This window comes from Paenibacillus sp. N119s (genome assembly GCF_059447605.1).
The window spans coordinates 1-17,612 of sequence record NZ_JCAJRU010000006.1; the positions used below are offsets into that span (position 1 = coordinate 1).

General features: G+C 46.3%; 15 protein-coding genes and 2 pseudogenes. 5 read left to right on the forward strand and 12 right to left on the reverse strand.

Annotated elements, in window-relative coordinates; all coding sequences use genetic code 11:
* Nucleotides 1–27 precede the first annotated feature (27 nt).
* Entirely contained in the window at nucleotides 28–888 is an 861-nt protein-coding gene (locus AC5V8P_RS01675; RefSeq protein WP_064795527.1) for a TrmB family transcriptional regulator, read from the reverse strand.
* A gap of 155 nt (nucleotides 889–1,043) precedes the next feature.
* Here AC5V8P_RS01675 and AC5V8P_RS01680 point away from each other — a divergent pair, with 155 nt between their 5' ends.
* Entirely contained in the window at nucleotides 1,044–1,943 is a 900-nt protein-coding gene (locus AC5V8P_RS01680) for a DMT family transporter (RefSeq protein WP_064795528.1), read from the forward strand.
* Between the two features lie 98 nt (nucleotides 1,944–2,041).
* Here the strand turns inward: AC5V8P_RS01680 and AC5V8P_RS01685 are convergent, their stop codons facing one another.
* Both AC5V8P_RS01685 and AC5V8P_RS01690 read right to left on the reverse strand, forming a co-directional pair.
* Nucleotides 2,042–2,221 carry an aspartyl-phosphate phosphatase Spo0E family protein gene (locus AC5V8P_RS01685; protein ID WP_063212446.1) on the reverse strand — a complete coding sequence of 60 codons (180 nt, stop codon included), beginning with the start codon at nucleotides 2,219–2,221 and terminating at the stop codon, nucleotides 2,042–2,044.
* A gap of 87 nt (nucleotides 2,222–2,308) precedes the next feature.
* A complete protein-coding gene (locus tag AC5V8P_RS01690) occupies nucleotides 2,309–3,541 on the reverse strand; it encodes an MFS transporter (protein ID WP_064795529.1) in 1,233 nt (410 codons plus the stop codon).
* A 131-nt stretch (nucleotides 3,542–3,672) separates the two neighbouring features.
* Between AC5V8P_RS01690 and AC5V8P_RS01695 the strand changes: the two genes are divergently transcribed.
* Both AC5V8P_RS01695 and AC5V8P_RS01700 read left to right on the forward strand, forming a co-directional pair.
* Nucleotides 3,673–3,930 (forward strand): YqkE family protein, encoded by a 258-nt coding sequence (locus AC5V8P_RS01695; RefSeq protein WP_064795530.1) that lies wholly within the window; start codon nucleotides 3,673–3,675, stop codon nucleotides 3,928–3,930.
* A 329-nt stretch (nucleotides 3,931–4,259) separates the two neighbouring features.
* Nucleotides 4,260–4,937, forward strand: coding sequence for a peptidylprolyl isomerase (locus tag AC5V8P_RS01700; protein ID WP_063212449.1), 678 nt, complete (start codon nucleotides 4,260–4,262; stop codon nucleotides 4,935–4,937).
* Nucleotides 4,938–5,151: 214 nt separating this feature from the next.
* On the opposite strand, the gene AC5V8P_RS01705 is transcribed toward AC5V8P_RS01700, so the two are convergent.
* Nucleotides 5,152–5,823, reverse strand: coding sequence for an MgtC/SapB family protein (locus AC5V8P_RS01705; protein ID WP_063212450.1), 672 nt, complete (start codon nucleotides 5,821–5,823; stop codon nucleotides 5,152–5,154).
* An 85-nt stretch (nucleotides 5,824–5,908) separates the two neighbouring features.
* Nucleotides 5,909–7,342, reverse strand: coding sequence for a hypothetical protein (locus tag AC5V8P_RS01710; protein ID WP_064795531.1), 1,434 nt, complete (start codon nucleotides 7,340–7,342; stop codon nucleotides 5,909–5,911).
* A gap of 203 nt (nucleotides 7,343–7,545) precedes the next feature.
* On the opposite strand from AC5V8P_RS01710, the gene AC5V8P_RS01715 reads away from it, so the two are divergent.
* Nucleotides 7,546–8,337, forward strand: coding sequence for an SDR family oxidoreductase (locus AC5V8P_RS01715; RefSeq protein ID WP_063212452.1), 792 nt, complete (start codon nucleotides 7,546–7,548; stop codon nucleotides 8,335–8,337).
* Between the two features lie 118 nt (nucleotides 8,338–8,455).
* Here the strand turns inward: AC5V8P_RS01715 and AC5V8P_RS01720 are convergent, their stop codons facing one another.
* Nucleotides 8,456–9,238 carry a YwaF family protein gene (locus AC5V8P_RS01720; protein WP_064795532.1) on the reverse strand — a complete coding sequence of 261 codons (783 nt, stop codon included), beginning with the start codon at nucleotides 9,236–9,238 and terminating at the stop codon, nucleotides 8,456–8,458.
* A 151-nt stretch (nucleotides 9,239–9,389) separates the two neighbouring features.
* Between AC5V8P_RS01720 and AC5V8P_RS01725 the strand changes: the two genes are divergently transcribed.
* On the forward strand, nucleotides 9,390–9,602 hold the full coding sequence (locus AC5V8P_RS01725) for a hypothetical protein (RefSeq protein ID WP_063212454.1): 213 nt from the start codon (nucleotides 9,390–9,392) through the stop codon (nucleotides 9,600–9,602).
* 100 nt (nucleotides 9,603–9,702) lie between these two features.
* Here AC5V8P_RS01725 and AC5V8P_RS01730 read toward each other — a convergent pair whose 3' ends face one another.
* The 6 genes and pseudogenes from AC5V8P_RS01730 to AC5V8P_RS01755 form a co-directional block, all read right to left on the reverse strand.
* The gene (locus AC5V8P_RS01730) at nucleotides 9,703–10,974 is read right to left on the reverse strand and encodes a methyl-accepting chemotaxis protein (protein WP_064795533.1); all 1,272 of its coding nucleotides are present in this window, start codon (nucleotides 10,972–10,974) and stop codon (nucleotides 9,703–9,705) included.
* A gap of 261 nt (nucleotides 10,975–11,235) precedes the next feature.
* Nucleotides 11,236–12,579, reverse strand: a complete 1,344-nt coding sequence (locus tag AC5V8P_RS01735; protein ID WP_064795534.1) for a hemolysin family protein — start codon at nucleotides 12,577–12,579, stop codon at nucleotides 11,236–11,238.
* Nucleotides 12,580–12,720: 141 nt separating this feature from the next.
* Nucleotides 12,721–13,425, reverse strand: a pseudogene (locus tag AC5V8P_RS01740) (SGNH/GDSL hydrolase family protein).
* Nucleotides 13,426–13,526: 101 nt separating this feature from the next.
* Complete coding sequence (locus AC5V8P_RS01745) at nucleotides 13,527–14,444, reverse strand: PD-(D/E)XK nuclease family protein (RefSeq protein WP_064795535.1); 918 nt, start codon at nucleotides 14,442–14,444, stop codon at nucleotides 13,527–13,529.
* Between the two features lie 113 nt (nucleotides 14,445–14,557).
* Nucleotides 14,558–15,806 (reverse strand): annotated as a pseudogene (locus AC5V8P_RS01750) (galactokinase).
* 197 nt (nucleotides 15,807–16,003) lie between these two features.
* Nucleotides 16,004–17,527, reverse strand: coding sequence for a copper amine oxidase N-terminal domain-containing protein (locus tag AC5V8P_RS01755; protein ID WP_064795536.1), 1,524 nt, complete (start codon nucleotides 17,525–17,527; stop codon nucleotides 16,004–16,006).
* Nucleotides 17,528–17,612: the final 85 nt, after the last annotated feature.

The following is a 17,612-nucleotide window of genomic DNA, read 5'->3' on the forward strand; positions in this document are numbered from 1 at the left end:
TTTGTGCAATTGGATCTCGCACGATCTCTATACACGTTTAATGCTTTTTTCAGTCAAAGGTACATAATATCCTTTTCCATTCGGACCCATAGCGAACTTATTGCGAAGATGGATTAGATTAGGTCCGAATTTTGCCTCCAATTCTTCACGGAACTCATACAGGATTTCCATGATATAAATATCATGAATAATCACTTCCGTAATCGGCATCACAAGCCCCGGATGCAGCGTCCAGGCAGCGCGGCTGTCATCCCCGAGTGAAAGTATGCCAGCCACAACCTCCCGATCATCTATGCTAAGCACAATCCACCGACCACCGATTTCGGCTGTAATCTCCTCACTCATATCATGGCGGTAAACGGTAGCAAAATCAAAGTTAAGATCACCATATGCTACAATGACCACTTCAATTCCTTGCTGAGCGGCTTGCTCCAGGGCATCTCGGAACACCTCGGCATCCTCTTTCCAAATTTCCAGTAAAATTCGGTGTTTGGCTCCCTTCACACCTTCATTGATGCGGTTGATAATGGCTTCATACCCCGAAATATTCCAAATGTTCTCTCTATTTTGAAACGATGCTGTGTACTGCTCCAGACTCTCTTGCGCCACATTAAAAATCTGCTCTGCTTTGCGTTTTCTCTGGGCAATTAATTCATGTGGAGGAAGCGGCACATACAGAGGTGTATTTTCTTGACTGACCATGATGTCGCCACGGTTGACCATACCCGACAAAACCTCATAAATTTTGGATCTCGGGACTCCAGAGTTCAGTGAGACGGCATATCCCGAAAGTGGAGAGCTTTCCAACAAGGTCACATAAGCCTTGGCTTCATATTCACTAAAATTCAAATCACGCAGAATTTCTAATAGGTTTGGTTTTGATTTCATGACGTCTTCTCCTCAATTCATGTTCTTCCTTACTATATCACTTCCCCTTGACAAAAACTGATATACAAACTATCTTTTTAATAGCATTTTTATAGTAGTAACCATCGTAGCTACTATCATATTTTCATAGGGGATGACCTTAGGGAGGATTTAACTTGAACAAAGTCATAGCTCACCACAGCGAAAGCAACCGGATTTACTACAGTTCTACGATTCTAGCCCTATTAATTTGGAGCACCTCGTTTATTGCTACCAAAGCAGCCTATACGACGTTTCCTCCTATAACCTTGGGTCTATCCAGATTTATATTAGCTTCTATTGTATTAGGTATCGTTTTACTGATCAAAAAAGAACATGTCAAAGTAAAACCAAAAGATTTGGCTACGATTTCGTTTAGTGGAGTTTTGGGAATCACTCTTTATTTTTCAATGGAGAATATAGGGGTTAGCCTGACTACCGCTTCCAACGCAGCATTAATTGTCGCATCGTATCCCGCAATTACATCACTGCTTGAATTTATTTTGTACAAGGTCAAATTATCCAAATATAAAATCTGCGGTATAGCACTGGCCATGATTGGGGTATATTTCTTAACCTCTGTGGGCGAAAGTCCGGATGGCAAAAATCAACTCAACGGAAATTTAATATTGATTGGAACTGGATTTGCATGGGCGTTTTACACTTTTATGACGCGCAAGGTGGTGGACAAATATCCACCAGTGACGTTATCTTTTTATCAAACCGTTGCAGGTAGTATCTTTTTCATACCATTAGCCCTATTAGAAAAGGATAGCTGGCAGGCCCCGACCACGGGATCGTTTATGTTGCTTATGTATCTGGGTGTGTTTTGCTCTGTTATCGCATTTTTGCTTTATAATTACGGATTAATCAAGCTGTCACCGAGCAGTTCCGTTTCTTTAATGAATTTGGTTCCGATATTCGGGGTGATCTTCTCTGTCGTGCTATTGCATGAAACAGTTTCATGGCGCCAAATTATTGGCGGTCTGGTCGTTATTATAGGTGTACTCATGAGTGCACATCAAAAAAATACCTGAAACGATATTACAGATTAGTCCTGTTTGAATATGTGTTTCAATCTTACAATACCAGGGCGAGCGGCCTTTCTAAAAGTTTCTCGCCCAGTCAGTTATATCTATGCAGTCGGCTTTTTTTCTTTTATATAATAAAGGTGGTTATATTGATTGATGAGGTTATCCATAATTACAGACTGCTTAAGCACACTGGCATGATTAAAACCGTGCTTTGCTTGTAAAACATACAGCTTTTGACGGGCATTCTCAAGCTGTTGACGCAAAATGTCGTCTCTTATCATAATATATCCCTCCCTGTCGTAATAACAGTGTAAAGGGTTATGAATAATGCACTAAAAATAAGGGTTTGGGATAATTATCTAATTCACTTATCCGGCAGAATGAATATTCTGATCCGTTGCGTTATTTTGGGTTGAAGCCGTAAAAACGTTTTTTCCTTTCGCCCATAGCAACAACGCTGCAACCAGCAAGATGCCCCCGTTTAATACAAAGATCCAGCGAATGGGCATCCAGCTGCCAAGCATGCCGCCGATCAGCGGCCCCGCCATGGTTGCGAGCTGGGTAGCTGATTGATTCAGGCTAAAGGCTCGTCCGCGAAACTCCGGTTTGGTGACCTCCACAGTCATTGCATTGATCGCTGGCATCACAGACGCATAAAACAATCCGTATCCAAACCGCAGCGCACCAAAACCAACAAAGTTGGTTACAAAAAACTGCAAGATGTTCCCGATTCCGGAACCGATCAGCCCAATCAGCAGCACTTGTGCAAAGCCGATGTTCCCTCCAATCCGGCCCCATCGGGGAGCCATCAACACCGCCGCGATACCTACCGCTGAGAATACAATCCCGGAGCTTAAAGATGCATGACTGCGGTCCACACCCATTTCAAGCACATACACCGTAATTAGCGGTTCCAATATCATGACGGAAAAGGTGCTTAACCCAGCGAGAATAAGCAAAAAGTACAGCGGTCGATTCGCAATAGCCTCTTTGATATCATCACCCACATGCGAGCGGGTACTGGTCCCCTTGAAGCTATCCTCTCTAGCACCAAATGTCGCGATTAACGCAGATACCAATACAAGAGCCGCAGAGAAATAAAAGGCATTCCGATTGCCATAATAATGGCTCACTACACCGCCAATCAATGGGCCTATAATACTGCCCGTCGCTCCAGCAGTCGCCATAATGCCAAGGGCATAGCCCGTTTTTTCTTCAGGTGAGCCCGTTCCTACCAGCGCTATCGCCGCAGGAATAAATCCGGAGAGGAGTCCTTGAAACAAACGAACTCCTACAAATACGTATGGGTCTGTCACCAAAGCACATACCAGGTACAATATCGCCAGGCTAAAGCCTGATCGAATCAGCATCGGCTTACGTCCATACTTATCTGCAAGCGAGCCCCAAAACGGAGCAATCAGCGCGCTCGCTAAAAAAGTGACTCCAAAAGCAATCCCTGACCATAGTTCCAGCTGATTGTTTACGCCCAGTTCCGTATTCAGAAAAATAGGTAAAAACGGAATCGACACGGAATAGGCCATGCTGCAAAACAATACACCGATCCACAAAACAATCAGATTGCGCCTCCAATATAGATGCATGCTGCCACACGTCCCTTCTGTTCAATCCATTATTACCCTCTAAATTAGAAAAGTCTACCGTAACCCTTAGCCTTTCAGCGTGGAACAACCACGAAGAAGCTGATATAATCGAATGGAATGGAGATGATGAGATGGCTAAGAAAAGAAATTCGTCTTTCCCTGCTCCTGCAGCTCAGGACAAACCTGCTACGTTAAAGGATCTATTAAGTCAAGACGTGCTGAACAAACTTAAGGCTCAGGTCAATGAAGCACAAGCAGAACAGGACAAGCGTAAAGAAGACGAACGGCAACGTGCCCTCGAAGCAAAAAAAGCTGAACAAAAGAAGCTGGACAACAACTTTGAACACCTGTTGAATAACAGCGATTTGGACTGGCACAAATATAAATAAGCCAAAACCAGTGCGGTTTTGGCCTATCTTTACACTTTATGTTATAGCCAGTCACGAATATGTTGTACTGAGTACAACACCCCTATCCAAACCGGCAGACTGAACGCCATACCCCATATGAGACCTTTAGCCAGCTTTTTGTCTACCTCCATCATGATCCTGCCCCTTTCCTTGGGAATAGCAGCAGTATGGGTCAAGAATACGGCTTTCAAACCCGTATTTCCTTATCCCTAGCAAAAAAGGTATGATAGTACATGGAAAAGTGTTCTGCGCTGTCCCCAAACTATAAATTAGGATGTTACCCATCCAACCTTTCAGGAGGAATATCAATGAACCGAAAATCGATACGCCCATGGTACACGTTGTGCCTGCTGGCCATCATGCTCGTGCTGGTTGCCGGATGTGGCACAAAAGCGACCGATGTGGAAGCCGCAAGTCGGACAAACACCACAACTCCCGCTGCAACTAAAGACAAAAGCAAGGCTGTTTCACATCCGATTGTCACGATTGTCATGAATGATGGCAAGAAAATCAAGCTTGAGCTGTATCCGGAAGTAGCACCGAACACGGTTAACAATTTCATCTCCTTGGTGCAAAAGGGAGCTTATAACGGTACCATTTTCCATCGCGTCATCCCCGGCTTTATGATTCAGGGTGGTGATCCGCAAGGTAACGGTACAGGTGGCCCAGGTTACAGTATCAAAGGGGAATTCAAGAGTAACGGCTTTAACAATACACTCAAACATACACGTGGCGTATTATCCATGGCCCGCTCGGCGGATCTGGATTCCGCTGGATCGCAATTCTTTATCATGGTTGCCGATGCGGACTACCTCGATGGTCAATATGCCGCTTTCGGTAAAGTAACGTCCGGGATGGACGTGGTCGATGCTATCGTCAACTCCAAGCGGGATAGCAATGACAAACCCATCAAACCGGCTACGATGAAAAAAGTTACTGTTGATACGCTGGGTAAAAAATATCCAGAACCCGTCAAAGTAAAATAACCCGTCTTTCAAAACGGGATAACAGCAACGACCTTGTGCATAGGCATGAGGTCGTTTTTGCTGATCCCCTGATGCTTTCTAAGCTGCTGCCTCTAGGATGTAGTAAGAGTATATACACAAAAGGAAGCGTTTTCAATCATTATTTTTAGAGTTTTTTACTGTTTCATGGACTGTCAGCATTCGACAAAAATTACCAGACGCGCAGTAAAGTCATCTAATTGGATTTGGTCTCGACTGAACGAATACCTTCCATCTCTTGCAGCAGTGACAACAATTCCTCCACTCCCTCTGACCGTGACAGCTTTAGCAGCATATGAATAACCAATTGCTCACCATTATTGATGCGCTCTGCGTGAAAGCTGTGAATGGTCAGCTTCTTGTCTTCTAGCAGTTCTTTGATTCGAGTTAGTGCGCCCGGCTCATTATCAACCTGCACAACTACTTGCCGTGTAGAAGGGGTAGCCATTTGATAAAAACGACTATGGAGCAAGGACTGAGCCGCCAAAATAAACAGCGTTACACCCGCGCCAAGCCCATACATTCCTGCACCGACAGCAATCCCAATCCCGGCGGTAGTCCAGATGCCCGCAGCGGTGGTAAGCCCTTTGATTCTATTTTTTTGTGTGAAAATCATTCCTGCGCCGATAAAGCCAACTCCACTTATGACCTGCGCTGCTATTCTGGAAGGGTCCAGCGACAGGTTAGACCAAACCGTTTGATCCTGAAAACCATATTTGGATACCACCATCATAAGCGATGCCCCGATCCCGACAATGAAATGCGTGCGTATGCCGGCCTCCTTCATCCGGCTTTTGCGTTCATAACCGATTAACGCGCCGCACAACCCGGCAAACATGACCCGAATCAGGTAATCCCAATCCCACATACTTTTTTCACTCCACTATTGTTTATGTTTATACTTAGGCAAATGAGCCTTTATCCAGCCGTTATTTAGTTATTACCCAAACCCTTTAAGGAACCTTCACTTCATGCTCGGGAAGATTGCGATGTGCCTTTCTGCCCTTGAGCAGCCACAGCTCCGGTGTATCCTGCACACCATCCATACGCAAGCTAAACGCCCTTGTTGGCAGATTACGTACACGCAGCCATAGACGGTTTCCGTCTGCTGCTGCATCCACAAGCTCTAGCAGTGTTAGTGAATCACTCCTTAGCTTGTGGTTCAAACCGCGAGTTGAATTCGCGTTGTCCTCCCGACTCCAAATACGCAGTTCATCCACAGACGGGGCTGCAATCCGCTTGCTAAAAGAAATAACCACTTCGTCATCGGCTGAACGTACTGCCTTAAGTGGCACAGGAGGTTCATCGTACATGTAGCCTCCCAGATGGTACTCATAGGCAGTCCAGGCGTTGTAGTCGCCCTCCAGGGCGGCAGCCCCGAACTGCCGTGTCCACTCGCGGTCCCGCACCATCCGCGCGAGTGAACCGATATCCGCCTGCACCCCGAGGGGCAGGTCGGGATAATCGGCGCGTATGGACTGAGCGATGCGAGCGTAGCCGCGAATATACTGTGGCGGCAGGCGGCGGCGCATCCAGTCCGGCCAATGGGTCTGGAGTACATGCATATCCGGGGCTACGCAACCGATCATGGCTACCGCATCCAGACCCTGCCATTCCCGCAGCTGACCGTGAACATCGCCACGCCCGCTCACAGCAAGCGACCATGTCGCCACGCAGATGTCTGGCCGGACATCACGCACACCGCCCGCGCCGTTCACCAGTTCACGGATAAGCCCGTTCACAGCCTCCACGCGCAGATCTATCCACTGCGCGTACAGCTTCGGGACCTTCCGGTAGTAATTCCGCGCATGCTTATCGCGGAAATTCGGAATGTCCTCACCGTAGCGCGCGCGGAAGGCACGCTGTGCATGTGGCCCAATATCCCCGTACACTCCACTGCGCAGCCCGTTCCATTCGGGGAAATATGGCTCCGCCACCTCAAAACCGTCAAATGGAATATCGGTGACGAGCCGGGCAGCGGCCTTCTTTTTCCATTCTACATACTCCTGTGCAAAATGGGAAAGCCGCTGAAAGCCGTCATTCGGCTCACGCAACAGTTCCATGCGCCATTCCTTCCACGCTGGCGGCAGCTGGGACACGCCAAAAGCACCATTGCCCAGCACCATCGCCCACACCGCGATGCCCCTACGCTGAAAAGCAGCCACAAGCGCTCCATCCACTTCATTTTCACGCACAACAAAATAATGCACGGTCTGGTAGCCCGCAAGGGCGATCTCATCCGCTATGCTATCCCGCGACCGGTTGGCGTAATAGGGAAATAACGGATCAATTTGAATACTGGGACCGTTCAGGACCCATGGCTTCATTTTTCCAATTTGTGCTATAGCGTCTGTCGATTCGGATCGTTCCTCTCGCTTATTGTCCAATTCGATCCACCTCCGTCATTCACCTTTTCTCCAATATTTGCTCAGATCTATAGGTTTGAGCTATATGTTCGTACTGGTTCGCCTATGTTACCATATTTCGCAAATGGGGTGAAATACTGTTGCTACTGTTTCACCATTAGCGTTCAGAGGTATTGGAATAACGAGTCAGGTTTAGCTTATGAACGGAATGGGAGGAATAGTCAATGGCAGAGCAGAGATTGCAAGGAAAGATAGCAGTGGTCAGTGGTGGAGGTTCAGGAATCGGTAAAGCAACCGCTATTCGCTTTGCAGAACAAGGCGCCAAGGTAGTCATGCTGGATCGGACACCCGAGCATGCGGAGGAGACCAAAGCAATCATTGAGCAGGCTGGCGGTGAAGCACTTGTGCTGGAGTGTGATATTTCCAAGCCAGATATGATTCAGCAGGGGTTCGCTAAAGTCGCGGAAACCTACGGAAAGCTGGATATCGTGTTCGCCAACGCAGGTATCAATGGCACCATGGCCCCTATTGAGACTATGGAGCTGGAGGAATGGGACCGCACGATGAACATTAATCTACGCGGCACCTTCGCTACCGTTAAATATGCCGTTCCATACCTGAAAGAACGCGGCGGCAGCATTATCATTACCAGCTCGATCAACGGTAATCGAACCTTTTCGGGTATTGGATTCTCAGCCTACGCCTCCACCAAGGCAGCTCAGGTTGCTTTTATGAAAATGGCAGCGCTGGAGCTGGCCCGTTACAAAATTCGGGTCAACGCGATATGTCCGGGAGCGATCGATACGAAAATTGATGACAACACGTACCCTACCGAAGACTTGAAAAAGGTACAAATTCCTGTCGAATTTCCGAAGGGCGGACAGCACCCACTGGAAGACGCTCCTGGTGAGCCAGAGCAGGTGTCCAATCTGGTCTTGTTCCTCGCCTCAGACGAGTCGTCACATGTAACAGGTACGGAAATCTATGTAGACGGAGCGGAATCCCTGTTGCGTTAAGCTTAAAGGAGAACGTTGTACCCAGGCAAGTTTAGACATTCCCAGCAGCCTTATCTCTAGTTATTACTAGTGGAAAAGGCTGCTTTGTGCATGACGTGTGCATGGCTTTACCATGCTTCTATAGCACTCCGTCATCACCATACACAGCTCCTTTGCGAAGACGGACATACAGCCTGCCTCCTGGCAGCACCTCAAACAACAGCATCAGAAGAGAAAAGAATAACAGTGCAATGACCTCTTCTGCCAAAATATAAATAGGGTATGGCCCCAAAACATCCAGTATCGACGGTGTCGATGGCTTTCCGGTCAGAAACATATAGTTGGCACCGAGAGCACGATCTACAATCCACACCATCAACGCCAAGCCATTGAGAAATAGCATAACTCCCCCTACACTCTTCCACGTCGGTCGGAATCCAGCGATCCAGGTCATATATAGGGCGGCCAAAATAATAGCACTATGAGCTACGAAAAAATGGATAAAACGATAGTGCGGAAATGCATAAGCCAAATTAGGCGTGAGTACTGCTTGAAGCGCTCCTCCAATTCCGGCAAATAGGATTATCGGATATAACCAGCGGCTGCGGAAAATAAGCATGAGGATAGACAACAGCAGTGTCACACTGCACAGCTCCAAGGGCAATGAGGTCTGAACATCCCAAATATGCTGCGCCACATACCATATATTCAATGTCACCTCTGAAAGTATGAGGATCGTAATTAGTAGCCAGCGAATTCCCTCACTTACAGGCTTATGCGATCCAATCCAGCCCCGCGTCAGCCACAGCAGCAAAACGCATACAATAAGCCCCAGTACAGCCAACCCATGCGACGGAGTAAAAGCCTCGAACCCTTCCGGCGCGTACGCATCCACCCAAGACCCTGACCCTAGCCAGTCCATAGGAAGCCCCTTTCGATCGATCTCTTTTTTTCTTCATATCTTATATCCTCCATTTTATACCAAACAGTCGAATATGTTCTAGCCCTCTTTCTTGCTTGTTCCATACCTTAAGCTTTATGATAAAAGATATCATATTCAAAGGAGAGCCCTCATGCCTATTAATCGCCGATTAATTACAGATCAGGATTTCAGCGAAGCACTAGAGCGTCATCTTCGTGTCCGGGTATTTCAAGATGACCAATTGATTGGCTCGGGCGGGATTATTATCCGTTTTGACGATCAGACCATCGTTGTGCAGTCCAGCGTCAGTGATCTGGCCTACCATTCCAGAAAACAATGTGAGTTTTTTGAAATTAAAAAATAGCCACCGCACACTGGAGAACGATTTTTTTCGTTTTCCGGTGTACAGCGGCTAAGTTTAGTTGTTCTATTGGTATGCATTATATCTCACATGACGGTAATAGTTACAGCTGCATTCCGCGTGTTTTCAGCATAAGTTTATTGGTAAGCACTTTCAAATCCTCGGAAGAAGATGAGATTTCCTGCATAATTGCCGTCTCCTCATGAGCAGCCTTATAAATTTTGTGAGCCCCCTCAGAGAACGCCCCTGACATTTGTTGAATACGATGAATCTGCTCAAAGGTTTGATCCACCCGGTTCGTTTGCTCTGTTACAGCTTCTTCCATGGTACGGATGCTTTCGACAAATTCACGTACAATGGCGTTCAAACGGTTCAGCGTCTGATCCACAGAGCTTGTCCGTTCCGCCTCAGCACTGACCAAGGACGTTTGCTGATGCATCAACTCCACGGTCTCAACGATTTGCGACTGTACACGGCTAACGATGGCATTAATTTGCTGTACAGATTCCGTACTTTGGGCGGCAAGTGCGCGGATTTGGTGCGCCACTACAGCAAAGCCGTTCCCTTCTTCTCCCGCACGCGCTGCTTCTATGGAAGCATTCAGTGCCAACAGATGGGTCTGTTCAGCAATATCCTTCACAGTGCTTGTAATCGCTTCAATTTGAGAAGCTTCTTGTTCCAGTCGTGCAATCACCTGCTGTGAACGGCTATGTGAAGCTGTCAGCTCACCCATTCCATCCATCAGGGATGAAAACACAGTCTGCGTCGAATCCACGGAATGCTCCATGTGGCCTGACAGTTCCAGCATATGCCCCGATTTGTTGCGCATCAATTTAAAATCGCCCAGCATTCGATCCGCTGTTTTAATAGATTTGGCAGATGCTTGCTTTTGCTGCTCCACGCCATCCAGAATATCTTCTACCACCGTAGACATGGACTCGATTTGCGCCGTAGCTTGCACAATAGCCAAGCTCAGATTTTCCGCACTTTGCGAAGTTGTTCTGGTGCTATACGAGATCTCATTGAACATATCTTTAATGTTCAGCATCAGATGCCGAAATGCATCGTACAACACTTTGATTTCATCATCAGAACGACGCTCTGGAATGACGACAGACAGGTTGCCTGCCGAAGCTTCCTCTGCCGCCTTAGCCAATCTAACAATTGGCCGTGTAAGTAATTTTGAGATCAACCAGCCCAAAATGCCACTCCACAGGACGCCCAATAACAAAATGATCGAAGTATACACCCATTCCTGTGTACCTTGAGCAAGCCAGTCCTTGAGTACAAAAATAAAAAAAGCGCTTGTTCCATAGGTTATTGCTGAAATCGAGACAAATGCAGTAACCATTTTCGTACCTAGTGACATCTTCATGTACTGTAGCCCACCTCAAAAAACTCAAATTTGATTCCATTTTACCATAAAATTGCTACATTTCTAGTAGTATTTTTCACAGACACCTATATTTATAAGCATAAAGATGCAGGTCTCTAAGTCCCCTGACCTAACTACAAAAACAATATGTTATTCAGACAGAAATTTACGCCAAAAAAGCGGACGAATCGCGCTGCCGCTTACGTTGCAGGCTATTCACCACATCTAAAACGCTCTATTACTCCGCAATGCCATTTTCCATTATTGAGAATAATTGTTGTTTTCCTGCTCAACAACCGCCTTTTTAATCGCTTCAATTGTGTCTATTTGATGACTGTTTTTTTCCAGTACAGTAAACTCCCATAATCCGCTGGTCAGCTTGTCTCCTTGCTGGATATCAAAACGTTCTGAAAGCATCCAACCGCCAATCGTATATACGTCCCCGACCTCAATATCCGTCTCCAAGCGCCGATTGACTTCATGAATAAGCGCCTGTGATTTGAGTATGTAACGATGATCATCTTTTTTGGTAATGAGTGGTGTTAGCGCTGTAGGGATTTCAGTATCTGTATAAGAAGGAATGTCTCCCACAATCTCCTCCATAATGTCCTCCAGGGTGACAAGCCCAGACGTACCACCATATTCATCCACCAGCACCGCTACTGGAATACGTCGTTTTTGCATCTGAATTAGCAAATCCCGAGCCTGGACCGTCTCGATCACCTGAAGCACCGGATGAATGTAAGATGCCATCGTCGTGTTCCCCGTGCTATGTCCACGGGCCAAATCATGCAGAGCTTCCTTCACGCGAATCATCCCGATAATCCGATCCCGGTCCCCATGTTCAGCTACAGGTAGAAAATTATAGACCTTGTCCTCGATCAGCTCCATAAACTCGGCTACCGTTGCCTGGTGAGAAATGGAACGAATGTGGATGCGTGGTACCATAATTTCCTGGGCTGCACGGTCGTCAAAATCAAATACATTGTTTAGATATCGATATTCTGTCGGCGTAATTTCACCACTACGATAGCCTTCAGATAACGCCAGACGAAGCTCAGCTTCACTGAGTGCCGCATCTTCTTCAGATACCTTTTTCAGCCCAAAGAGACCCGTAATGACACGTGAAGAGCGACTGAGCACCCAGTTCAGGGGATACGTTATTTTATAGAACACTGTAATTGGACGGGCAAAAAACAATGCCATCGGTTCGGCAATTTGGATGGCAAATGTTTTGGGCACCAGTTCCCCAACGACCACCTCAAAATAGGTCAAAATCAAAAAAGCCAGCAAAAAGGAGAGTATCCCCGTTAATCCGGCCGGAATATGTGCCAACACAAACAGGGGATGCAGCAGCTTCTCAACTGTAGATTCCCCTAACCAGCCCAGCGCCATTGAAGTTAGTGTTGTACCAAGCTGACAAGCGGATAAGTACTCATCGAGCCGAGATAGAATATTTTTAACGGCTTTCGCGTTTTTATTGCCCTCTGAGGCCAATTGATTGATACGGGATACCCGTACACGAATAATGGAATACTCCGAGGCCACAAAAAAAGCAGTTAAGGTGATAAGTAAAATAACCAGAATGATATTTATCGTTTCCATAGCCCTCTCTTGCCCCGTTGATGACGAAGCAAGAAGCACCCCCTTTGACATTCATTTTTGGATGGAATCATCGTATGAATAATGATGCCCATAATCGTGTATTACCCAAAAATGATAAGGAATAGACTATGTAGGACTTTGTTAACGAATCGCCAGCGGACTCTTTTGCACGATATCTATCCATTGATCAGCTATGAGCTGGTGCCCGACCGCTGTCGGATGAACCCCGTCATGCAGCCAATAGGAAGCGTCCGCCTTCGTAGCGGCTTCGTTCAACATGCTTTGGAGCGGCACAAATACGGCCCCATATTGGTCGGCAAGTTGTCGTACAATCCGCTGGTATCCCGTTATTTTTTCTTGCCAAATATCCCAGCGCGCCTCAGTAGCTCCTGTTTTCAAAATAAACGGCTCACACAACACCAGCCCGATCTCTGGCATCACTTCCCGCGTTTCCTCCAGCAGGTGGTCATAGGCTCGTTCAAATCGGTCCGTCACCCCGGACGGCTCCTGCTCCACGATCCGCCAGGCATCGTTCACTCCGATCAGAATACTGAGCAAGTCCGGCTGTAGACTAAACGTGTCTTCATTCCAACGTGCATACAAATCCGAAGCCCGATCCCCTGAAACTCCCCCGATTCACAAATTCAGGCTGCGTTGCAGTCAAGCGACTCCCAAGTGCCCCAGCGATCAGATACACATAGCTCTGCCCCAACCAATGGTTGGCGTCCTCATTCCGTCCCCTTCCCCCATCTGTAATGGAATCTCCTTGAAAAAGAATACGTGTGTGTCCTGTACTCGACATTTTCCATGGTCCCCCTTCACAATTTCCAATAATACCCTTATCATACCCCGTATTCTCCAAATTGGAAAGCGGTTTCAGAAAATCTAGGAGCAAAGGCGATCGCCATCGCTCATTCCGCAACTTCTAGGAAAAATCCCATTCATTTTCACACCGCTCGGTACTTACACACCTCGCGAAAATTACAGCCTCCGCATACTCTGCGTGAAGGCATGGGCGTAAAGAAAGACTCAGGCTTGGGGCGATTATAGTAATCGTCATCAAGACAGGATTTCATTTCCTCGATGTAACGGCCTACATTGCCAACTACCTTGTCGATCTCCTCTGGCGTGGGGCGATATACTTCATGCTCTCCTGTCATCAGGTACTCCACGCGCACCTCAATCTTCTCCAATGGAAGCTGATAGTGCTCCTGCACATAGGAAGCATACAAAAATAACTGGTCGGAGAAGTCGCCCTCCTTACCTGTTTTCCAATCTACAATCACCATGTCTCCGTTGTCCCTGCGATAGAGCAAATCCATTTTGACATATACTTTTGTCTCGTGTAGGAGCATCGTATCCCATTTTTCCACCTCAACGATTCGAGCCTGCCCCTGTTGCAGCTCACGCCAAACCGCGGTACGGTACAAATTGCGCACCACCGCGTGCTGTCGCTCCTTAATCTGGGCAATCCGTTCCGGTAGCACCTCGTCTCCGTAATAAATCTCTGCCAGCATGACGCGATTTTTGGGATCTTGCAGCCATAGCTCACGGTGCAATGATTCCTTGTAGCTGTCATTCAGCATGTTCTTCATAGCTGTCTCCAGAAATGCGGTGCGCGGGATCGTCCCTTTTTCCATCCACCCTCGTATGACCGATTCACACATTTGATGCGTAATATTTCCGAATAAAATATATAAGTTGCTCAGTTGCTTAAGCCGATACAAGGTCACTTGCTCTTCAGTGCCCTGTGCCGAATTCCAGCCATTATGTGAGCCGTAATAATGATAATAGTATTTGCGTAAGCACTCATCGAACGTTTGGGCCCTCGATTGTGAATAGGACCAGGACGGATATATTGCCATGACAGGCCCTCCTTCATTTGAACTTCCATCCCTCTATTATAACGCATCCCTGAGCTGTATCGGCTATAAAAACGACAAAAGACTTTAACCCATAGGTTAAAGTCTCCGACTGACTAGTTAGTACACCCGCTACGAGTCCGTTCAGCATGGATCAATTCACTTACATTAACAGCGCCATCCTCACGGACGTTGACTACAAGTACTGGAGTTCCCAACATTGCGCTGATCCACGCCTTGTAATCATTCACATGATCATTTGGAAGAATCGTCAAGATCACACCGGCAAAGCCTCCACCATGTACTCTGCATGCGCTGTCGTCAATTGATTTTAAATACATTTCCGTTAGGGCCAGTGCAACCGATACATCTTGTTCCCGATCCATCCTACTTCTATATACGTTCTGTAGCCATTTCCATGAAGAATTACCGGATTCAGTGACGAGTTTTAAAAAATCAGAAAAGCGCCTTTCCTCCAGCGATTTCACCTGCTCATCCACACGCTTATTTTCTTCAAAAAAATGCAAAGCACGAAGTACTGCCCGATCCCCAGCTTTTTCCCTAACCATCTTGAGATTGGCATACAGATCCTCAGGCGATAAGTCACGGCAAACAGAAGCGCCTAAAGACTGAGCCACAGCACGCATTTCGTTCGGCACCGCTGCGTAATCATCTGTTAAATCAGCGTGATTTCCACCTGTATTTACAATAACCAGGGAATATCCGTTTTGCTCAAAATTCCAATGGACTGGTTTGATGATGGGTTCCTTGGGATTTTCAAAATCAATGGAAATCAAGCCGCCATATGCGCAAGCCATCTGATCGAGCAGCCCTGAAGGCTTGTTCCAATAGACATTCTCCGCATACTGACCAATTTTGGATGTAGCAACAGTGTCTAACGCGCCCTCGTTATAAAAATGATTTAATATCGTGCATATCAGCATTTCAAACGAAGCGGAAGAGCTTAAACCTGAAGCAGAGAATACATTACTTGATATATAAGCTTGAAAGCCTCCGATGCGATACCCGAATTCAAGCAAACCTGCCGCAATGCCACGGACCAGCAACATCGTACCGTCATCCTCCGGTTTTGGCGACAAGTCGTTTAAATCAATGACGTATTTCGTTTGGTAGCCTTCAGAAAAGAATGTTATAACGGATTCCTCTACTTTAGCAGCCACACCGATCGTATCAAGTGTGATACTGCCGGCTAAACAATTCAATATCCCCTACACCAAAATGCTCCTGATACGCCTGTATAAGTGATTGATATCGAGAGGTTTGCTCGGAAATTTGTTGCTGGCCGTACATCCGTGCGAGAACAATCTGTCCCTCGCTTGAATTCAATAGCTCCATATCTTTCATCGTATATCCCCCTACTTGTATGTGTGCTTCCACTCAGAATGATGCTTTAATTATCTCAATTTTCCCTACGTAAAAGTATGGCACAATTTCAATCTGTAAGCGCTTATTTTAATCGCTTTACTGAGCATTTTACCAATATAACTAAAAAAGAACCAGCCCCTAATCGGGGCCGGTTCCAAGATGTGCTTAATTTCTTTTTAATCGCGTTTCAGTACATATTCTCCAGCACTGTTACGAGTTACAGTGGCGCCTAGCGCCTCCGCAACAGATTTGAAAGGAACATACAATGTGCCATATTCATCCGTATATGGAGCTTGTGGCAAGGTCAATGTGCTTCCTTCCAATACAGCCTGCTTGGAGCCACTTTTCAGCTTAATCGTTTTACCCGTAATATCATCAATTACTGTTGTTTGTTTGGCAGCTGCATCCCATTTTAATTCTGCGCTTAGTTCGCCTGTCAGTTCACGCAATGGGATGAAAGTCGTACCTTTACGATTCTCCAAGACGTAGTAATCGTCTTTAGGATCGAAAGTGGTTTCTACTTTTGTAATTTCCAAATCATTTTTTAAAATATTGTAGATCGGGGAATTTGTTTCAAAGTTACGCAGTGTTGCTCCTGGGGTTAATTCAGCTTGGTTATTCAAGTCAATCACACCGTTAGAAATATCTACTTTATCGGCCGTCACACTACCGTTGACGTTCCAGGCTTGAGTCTCGGTCAGAACGGTAAAGGATTTCACTGGAAGACCGTCGATGTCTGGCAATGCAACTGTCAGGTCTGACAGCGCTTTGCGAACATTTCCTTTTTCATCAAAATACATGTCGCTTTTCAGCACCGTGTTTGCACTCAGAACTGTTTTGATTTCAGGTGCCTGTGCATACATGGTGTTAACTCCTGCATCATACTGCGCCACAGCCAGATCCAAATACTTTTTAACCTCGGTGTAAGCCTCGTTGACCAGTTTTTCCTTGTTTTCATTCAGTTCCGTTATTACTTTATCACTACCTTCAATAGCCATACCGGAAGTGATCGTTTTAGTCACATCAATGGCTTGACTGATCAGTTCTTTCAAGCCTGCCTCGTCCTTGGCCAGATTTTCCAGGAACGGTTTTACCAATGCAACCAGTTCATCACCGCGCAGTTCTGCATGGAGATGGGTCAGTTTCACCTTGTCTTTTTCACCGTACACTTCTTCAGTTACAGACGTTGCAGAAATGGTCGAAGGGTTAGGAGCATGCTTGAGCATAAGTGCAGCCGCTGTTTTGGTCAGGGCTCTCACATCTTTGGAATATACATACGGATCAAACCCAGCAGGCAGACCGCTCAAACGCTCATGCGAGTTTAAAGATATGTAATAAGGTTTTTTAGCACCTTCCAATTGAATAGCGATACCTTGGCGATCCAAAGCAAGCTCAAATGGCAGATTATACTTATCAATGTGCAATGTACCCTTGGCAGAAACAATTTCCTCCGACTGTACCTTGGCTTCATCTACAGTCACCGAAATCGAATTAAGCAAATTTATGATTTCCTGATCTCCTTGTGTGATTCCTTCTCTTGGAGTTAATTTAAGTGAAATCTTCTCCGTTGTTTGCTGGGATTTCACATCAAGTGTTCCCAATAAATTTTTACTTACATCAAATCCGCCTACTGCCTGGCAACCTGTCAAAGCTACCATTAACAGAATAAGAGGGACGGCAATCCATTTTTTTATATTCATATTAATCCCCTTTCAAAATATTTCCCTGATCCCTTCTATTATCTCAGTGTTAATACGCATTGTAAATGAGTAGAACGGAAAATAG